The following is a 6,094-nucleotide window of genomic DNA, read 5'->3' as shown; positions in this document are numbered from 1 at the left end:
TCGAGCCGACGCCGCCCCGGCTGGAGGACGGCTTCGTCGACCTGTTGGGCGGCGCGCCCAAGGGCGGGTCGGTGGTGGCGCGCCTGCTGGAGGCGCCGGCGCGCGCCGACCGGCCCGAGGCGGTGATCGAGGCCGAGCATCTGACCAAGCGGTTCGGCGACTTCGCCGCCACCGACGACGTGACCTTCGAGGTCAGGCAGGGCGAGATCTTCGGCCTGCTCGGGCCCAACGGCGCGGGCAAATCGACCACATTCAAGATGATGTGCGGGCTCCTGACCCCGACGGCCGGCGAGGCCCGGGTGCTGGGTCTGAGCCTGAGCCGCAGCCCCGAGGCGGCCCGGCAGAAGCTGGGCTACATGGCCCAGAAGTTCTCGCTCTACGGCGCCCTGACCGTCCGCCAGAACCTGGAGTTCTTCGCCGGCATCTATGGCCTCGCCGGGGTGCGGAAGCGCGACCGGGTGGCGGCGATGATCGAGGCCTTCGCGCTCCAGCCCTATCTCGGCGTCTCGCCCGACGCCCTGCCGCTGGGCTTCAAGCAGCGGCTCGCGCTGGCCTGCGCTATCATGCACGACCCGGCGATCCTGTTCCTGGATGAGCCGACGTCCGGCGTCGACCCGATCACCCGGCGCGAGTTCTGGTCCCACATCAACGGGGTGGTGGCCAAGGGGGTGACGGTGATGGTGACCACCCATTTCATGGACGAGGCCGAATACTGCGACCGGATCGGCCTGATCTATCGCGGTCGCCTGATCGCGCTGGGCGCGCCTGACGACCTGCGGCGCGAGGCGGCGAGCGCGGACGAGGCCGACCCGGACATGGAAGAGGCCTTCATCACCCTGGTGCAGCGCTCGGACACGGCGCGGGAGGCCGAGGCCGCATGACCCCGTCCGTCCGCCGCCTGGTCGCCCTTTGCCGTAAGGAAGCGCTGCAGATCGTGCGCGACCCCTCGACCATCCTGATCGCGGCGGTGCTGCCGGTGATCCTGATGTTCCTGTTCGGCTATGGCGTGAACCTGGATACCGGCGCCACGCGCATCGGCCTGTCGGTGCAGGATGATGGCGCAGCGGCGCGGCGGCTGGCCGACGTCATCGCCGGCTCACCCTATCTGGAGGTGGTCGAAGTCGCGCGACCCGAACAGCTGAGCCAGGCCTTGGGCGAGGAGACGATCCGCGGCTTCGCCGTCATCCCCCAGGACTTCTCCCGTGACGTCGCGGCCGGTCGACGCCCCACGATCCAGATCGTCACCGACGGCAGCGTGCCGAACACCGCCGGATTCGTGGCCAACTACGTCTCCGGCGCGGTCGAACGCTGGAGCGTGTTCGAGGCGCAGGACCGGGGCGGGTCAGCCGGACCCGCCATCCGCGTCGATCAGCGGCTGTGGTTCAACCCCTCGGCCATCAGCCGGCACTCGCTGCTGCCCGGCTCGATCGTGATCGTCATGACGATGATCGGAGCCCTGCTGACGTCCCTGGTCGTGGCGCGGGAGTGGGAGCGCGGCACCATGGAGGGGCTGCTATCGACGGCGGTGACGAGGGTCGAACTGATCCTGTCGAAGTTCTTGCCCTATTTCGCGCTCGGCCTGGGCTCGATGGCGGTCTGCGTCGGGTTGGCGGTCGGGGTCATGGGCGTGCCGTTCCGGGGCGACCCGCTGCTGCTGGTTCTGGCGACCTCAATGTTCCTAGGCTCGGCGCTCGGCTTGGGGCTTTTGCTCTCCACCCTGATGAAGAACCAGTTCAACGCCGCCCAGGCCGCGCTGAACGCGGGCTTCCTGCCGGCCATGATGCTGTCGGGCTTCGTCTATGAGATCGCCAGCATGCCGCAGGTCGTCCAGGCCGTGACCCTGCTGTTCCCGGCCCGGTACTTCGTGACGATCCTGCAGACCCTGTTCCTGACGGACGTGGCGGGGCGGCTGTTCGTCTGGAACCTGGTTGCCCTGACGCTGATCGCGGCCATCTTCATCGGCGCGGTGGCGCTGCGCACGCCCCGGAGGCTGGACTGATGTTCTGGCTTCGACTGAGCGCCCTGATCCGCAAGGAACTGCAGGCCCTCTTGCGCGACCCCAACGGGCGGCGCCTGCTCATTCTGCCGGTCATCCTGCAGATCGTGCTGTTCCCCTGGGCGGCGACGCTGGAGGTGCGCAACGCCGCCATCGCCGTGCTGGACCAGGATCGGGGGGCCGCCGCCGTGGAGCTGATCCAGAGGCTGGACGCGGCCGAAGCGTTCGACCGGGTCATACGCCTGACCTCCCGCCAGCAGGTAGCCCCCGCCATCGACAACCAGACGGCGCTGATCGTCGTGGCGATCCCAGAGGGCTTCTCGGCCGATCTGGCGGCCGGCCCCACCGCCTCCGTCCAGGTGATCGCCGACGCCCGCCGTTCCAACGCGGCCCAGATCGCCTCGGGATATGTGCAGACTGTCGTCCAGGGGCTGGGCGCCGAACTGCGGCCGACGTCTCGTCCGGATGTCGTCGTGCGCCACTGGTGGAACCCGAACCTGGACGGCAAGTGGTTCGTGATCCCCAGCCTGGTCGCCATCATCACCACCCTAGGCGTCCTGATCGTCACCGCCCTCTCGGTGGCGCGCGAGCGCGAGCAGGGCACGCTGGATCAGGTGCTGGTCTCGCCGCTGACCCACGGGCTGATCCTGGCCGGCAAGGCCATTCCGGCGCTGATGGTGGCGACCGTCCAGGCGACGCTGATCATCTTGGCGGCCCGGCTGATCTACCGGTTGCCGTTCGAGGGGTCGCTGGTCCTGCTTTACGTCGCCATCCTGCTCTACGGGCTGGCGCTGGCGGGCTTCGGCCTGCTGATCTCGGCGGTCAGCCAGACCCAGCAGCAGGCCTTCCTCGGCGCCTTCGTCTTCATGGTGCCGGCGATCCTCCTGTCCGGCTTCATCGGGCCGGTGGAGAACATGCCGACAGTCCTGCAATGGGTCAGCTGGCTGGATCCCCTGCGGCACTTCATCGTCATCGTGAAGGGGGTGTTCCTGAAGGGCTACGGCCTGACCGAGATCTCCACCCACCTCTGGCCGCTGATCTTTATCGCCGTCGCCACCCTTTCGGCCGCCTACGGCCTGTTCCGACGAAAGGTCGCCTGACCATGACCTCCGCCCCACGTCTGCTCGTGCTGGCTGCGGCCACGATGCTGTCATCGTGCCAGACGGTCGGTCCGGAACACGCGCCTCCGCCCGTCCCCGTTCCCGCCGCCTACGAGAGCGAAGTCGCCGCAGCCGACGCGTCGCCCTGGTGGACGCGGTTCGACGACCCGGTGCTGACCCGGCTGATAGAGACGGCGCTCGCGCGAAACCCCTCCGTCCAGGAGGCGGCGGCGCTTATCGCGGCGGCCCGCGCCGAGGCCCGGCAGGCGGGTGCCGCCTTCCGACCCCAGCTGTCTGGCGGTGCCGACCTGAACGCACAGAGGCTGAGCGAAAACGGCCTGCAGCTCGCCAACCTGCCGGCCTCGGTGACGCCGGACCTGGAGCTGGAACAGTATAGGGCCGACTTCGACGCCTCGTGGGAAATCGACCTGTTCGGGCGCGGCCGGCGCCAAGCCGAGGCCGCCGGCGCCGAGGTCGGAATCGCCGAAGCGGATCTCGCGGCCGCGAGACTGAGCGTCGCGGCGGAAACCGCCCGCAACCTGTTCATTCATCGAGGAGCGACAGCTCGACTTCAGGCGCTACGCGACGTCGCCGACGCCTCCGCCGAAATACTCCGGTTGACAGAACTGAGGGTCCAGGCCGGCGAAGCCTCGATGATCGACCTGGAGCGAGCTCGTGCCCAGGCCGAGGAGGACGCCGCTCGCCTCCCCGCCCTGGAGGCCGAGGCTCGAGGGGCGCTTCTGGCCCTCGACGTCCTGCTTGGCCGGGCGCCGGGCGAGACCGTGATGGCAGCGCCCTCGCCTGGTCCGGTCGGGGCTCCGGAGGTGCTCGGCGCCGGCGCGCCGTCCGACCTGCTGCGCTCGCGGCCGGATATCGTGCGCGCGGAGCGGCGACTGGCGGTCGCCACTGGGCTGGAGGGCGTCGCCGTGGCCGACCTCTATCCTCGGTTCAGCCTTGTCGGAGCCCTGGGGCTGGAGTCCGTGGAGCCCGGCGACTTCGCCGATGCGGCGAGCCGCCTCTGGCTGGCCGGTCTGTCGATCAGCTCGCCTCTGCTGGACGGGGGTCGCCGTCGGGCCGAGGTCGATCGTCGGCGCGCCGAGCGGGACGCGGCGCAGGCTGCCTATCGACGCACGGTGTTGGAGGCGCTGAGTGAGACGGAGACCGCTCTGATCACCTATCGCGAAGCGCGACGCGCATCTTCGCGAGCCGCCGCCGCCGCCGAGGCTCAGACGCGGCGGCTCGCCCTGGTCCGAGCGACCGAGGAGGCAGGCGAAAGCAGCATGCTCGACCGGCTGGCGATCCAGCGCGGCGTCTTCCTCTCGGCTGACGCCGCCCTTGAAGCGGCGACCCGGGTCCAAACCGCAGCAGTCTCGGCCTACAAGGCATTGGGATCGACGAGCGGCGGTTGAGCGCCATGTGTGGACGGCTCCCCTTTGGCAAGGGTGATCTTGATGTTCTGCTGAGCTTGGTCGGTGCGGCCATGTGTTCGACCTGTTGGTGCGGTACGCATGACCGCTGGCCATAATGCCTTCCGCGAAGATGGTTCCCGACCAAAAGCACGCGCTCGAGGCGCTCTGGCGCATGTGGGTTTTCCCGCCTTCCGGTGTCGACCGGCTGTCGCATTACATCCTGTTCGCCCTTCCCAAGTTCGTTGACCCAGGCGCTTCGCCTCGGCCTGATCTCTACGCCGCCAGCGGCTCCCTGTAGCGCTCGCCTGAGGTCATGATCGCCCAGACCATTCGGGCGGTTTTGTTGGCGAGCGCGACGGCGGCGACCTTCGGCGTTCGTCGCGCGAGCAACTGAACCAGCCACGGTCGGCGTGTTCCGTTTCGAACGGCGTAGCGCACGACAGCCAAGGCGCCGACGACCAGCATCTGTCGCAGGTAGCGATCGCCCTGCTTAGTGATGCCGCCGAGCCGCTCTTTGCCTCCGCTGGAGTTCTGTCGAGGGACCAGACCGATCCATGCCGCCAGATTACGGCCAGTCTTGAAGGCCTTCGGATCGGTGATCGTGCCGACCAAGGCGCTGGCGAGCAGCGGGCCCACACCGGGGATCTCCATCAGCCGGCGGCCGACCTCTGTCGAGCGGGCGTTGGTCCTGATCAGTCGATCCGTATCGAGGATCTGATCGTTCACCAGCCGCAGTTGGGCGGCCAGCATCCCCAGACAACCTCGGGCCTCCCCCGGCACTCGGACATCAGAGGAATCCTCCACGATCGCGATCAACGCCTGGAGGCCCTGACGGCCGACTGCGGCGGCCATGCCGAACTCTGCCATATGGCTACGGATCGCGTTCGAGATCTGGATGCGCTGACGGATCAGGATCGACCGGGTCCGATGCAACACCATGACGCTCTGCTGCTCGGGCGACTTCACCGGTACGAACCGCATGGTCGGCCGAGTGACCGCCTCGCAGATCGCCTCCGCGTCGGCCATGTCGTTCTTCTGGCGCTTCACGTAGGGCTTCACATAGCTCGGCGGCATCAGGCGCACATCGTGACCGAGCTCGATCAGTTCGCGCGCCCAGTGATGCGAAGTTCCGCAGGCCTCGATCCCCACCAGACACGGAGCGAGCTTGCCGAAGAACTTCAGCAGGCGCGCTCGCGTCAGCTTCTGTCGAATGACAACGCCGCCTTCAGCATCGACGCCGTGCACCTGGAACACCGACTTCGCGATGTCCAATCCGATAGTGACCACCTGTCCCATGGCTCTCCTCCAGCTCTGACCGGAAGCCAACGCTGCCGGTGGGTTGGAGAGCCGTCCACAGCATCAAGAGCGGACACCGGCTCACCGGCGCAAAGCGGTCACTCAAGCCGCGCGCGGTCCAGCCCGTACAGAACACGGTCGATGTTGACGTAGCCTTCCAACGCGAGCTTGCGCTTGATCTCTTGAACGGTGTCGCATTCGCCAGCTTCGGCAGCTGGTAGGCGAGTTCGATGATGGGTGATCCTCCCTCGGTTTGGTGGACACCCATGCTAGCTTTTCGGAGCTGGAGAGGA

General features: G+C 68.1%; 5 protein-coding genes. 4 read left to right on the top strand and 1 reads right to left on the bottom strand.

All coding sequences use genetic code 11. The features are described 5' to 3' along the window. The 4 genes from RTU05_RS16545 to RTU05_RS16530 all read left to right on the top strand — a co-directional run. On the top strand, positions 1–881 hold an 881-nt coding region (locus RTU05_RS16545; RefSeq protein ID WP_312599426.1), incomplete at its 5' end, for an ATP-binding cassette domain-containing protein. Further along, the gene (locus RTU05_RS16540; RefSeq protein ID WP_287105049.1) at positions 878–1,999 is read left to right on the top strand and encodes an ABC transporter permease; all 1,122 of its coding nucleotides are present in this window, start codon (positions 878–880) and stop codon (positions 1,997–1,999) included. The genes RTU05_RS16545 and RTU05_RS16540, both read left to right, overlap by 4 nt. Beyond that, positions 1,999–3,096 carry an ABC transporter permease gene (locus tag RTU05_RS16535; RefSeq protein WP_312599425.1) on the top strand — a complete coding sequence of 366 codons (1,098 nt, stop codon included), beginning with the start codon at positions 1,999–2,001 and terminating at the stop codon, positions 3,094–3,096. Before RTU05_RS16540 ends, RTU05_RS16535 begins: the two co-directional genes overlap by 1 nt. A gap of 2 nt (positions 3,097–3,098) precedes the next feature. Further along, positions 3,099–4,505: a TolC family protein gene (locus tag RTU05_RS16530; RefSeq protein ID WP_312599424.1), complete on the top strand. Its 1,407-nt coding sequence runs from the start codon at positions 3,099–3,101 to the stop codon at positions 4,503–4,505. 273 nt (positions 4,506–4,778) lie between these two features. Here the strand turns inward: RTU05_RS16530 and RTU05_RS16525 are convergent, their stop codons facing one another. Then, positions 4,779–5,801 carry an IS110 family transposase gene (locus tag RTU05_RS16525; RefSeq protein ID WP_287105785.1) on the bottom strand — a complete coding sequence of 341 codons (1,023 nt, stop codon included), beginning with the start codon at positions 5,799–5,801 and terminating at the stop codon, positions 4,779–4,781. Between the last annotated feature and the right edge of the window lie 293 nt (positions 5,802–6,094).

Source organism: Brevundimonas sp. (assembly GCF_032017145.1).
Lineage (GTDB): Bacteria > Pseudomonadota > Alphaproteobacteria > Caulobacterales > Caulobacteraceae > Brevundimonas.
The sequence above is the reverse complement of the archived record's forward strand: the minus strand, read 5'-3'. Positions and strand labels throughout refer to the sequence as shown.

Excerpts from the sequence above, each read along its gene's own strand:
- RTU05_RS16540 (WP_287105049.1), top strand. The coding sequence starts at position 878 with ATGACCCCGTCCGTCCGCCGCCTGGTCGCCCTTTGCCGTAAGGAAGCG.
- RTU05_RS16535 (WP_312599425.1), top strand. The coding sequence starts at position 1,999 with ATGTTCTGGCTTCGACTGAGCGCCCTGATCCGCAAGGAACTGCAGGCC.
- RTU05_RS16530 (WP_312599424.1), top strand. The coding sequence starts at position 3,099 with ATGACCTCCGCCCCACGTCTGCTCGTGCTGGCTGCGGCCACGATGCTG.
- RTU05_RS16525 (WP_287105785.1), bottom strand. The coding sequence starts at position 5,801 with ATGGGACAGGTGGTCACTATCGGATTGGACATCGCGAAGTCGGTGTTC.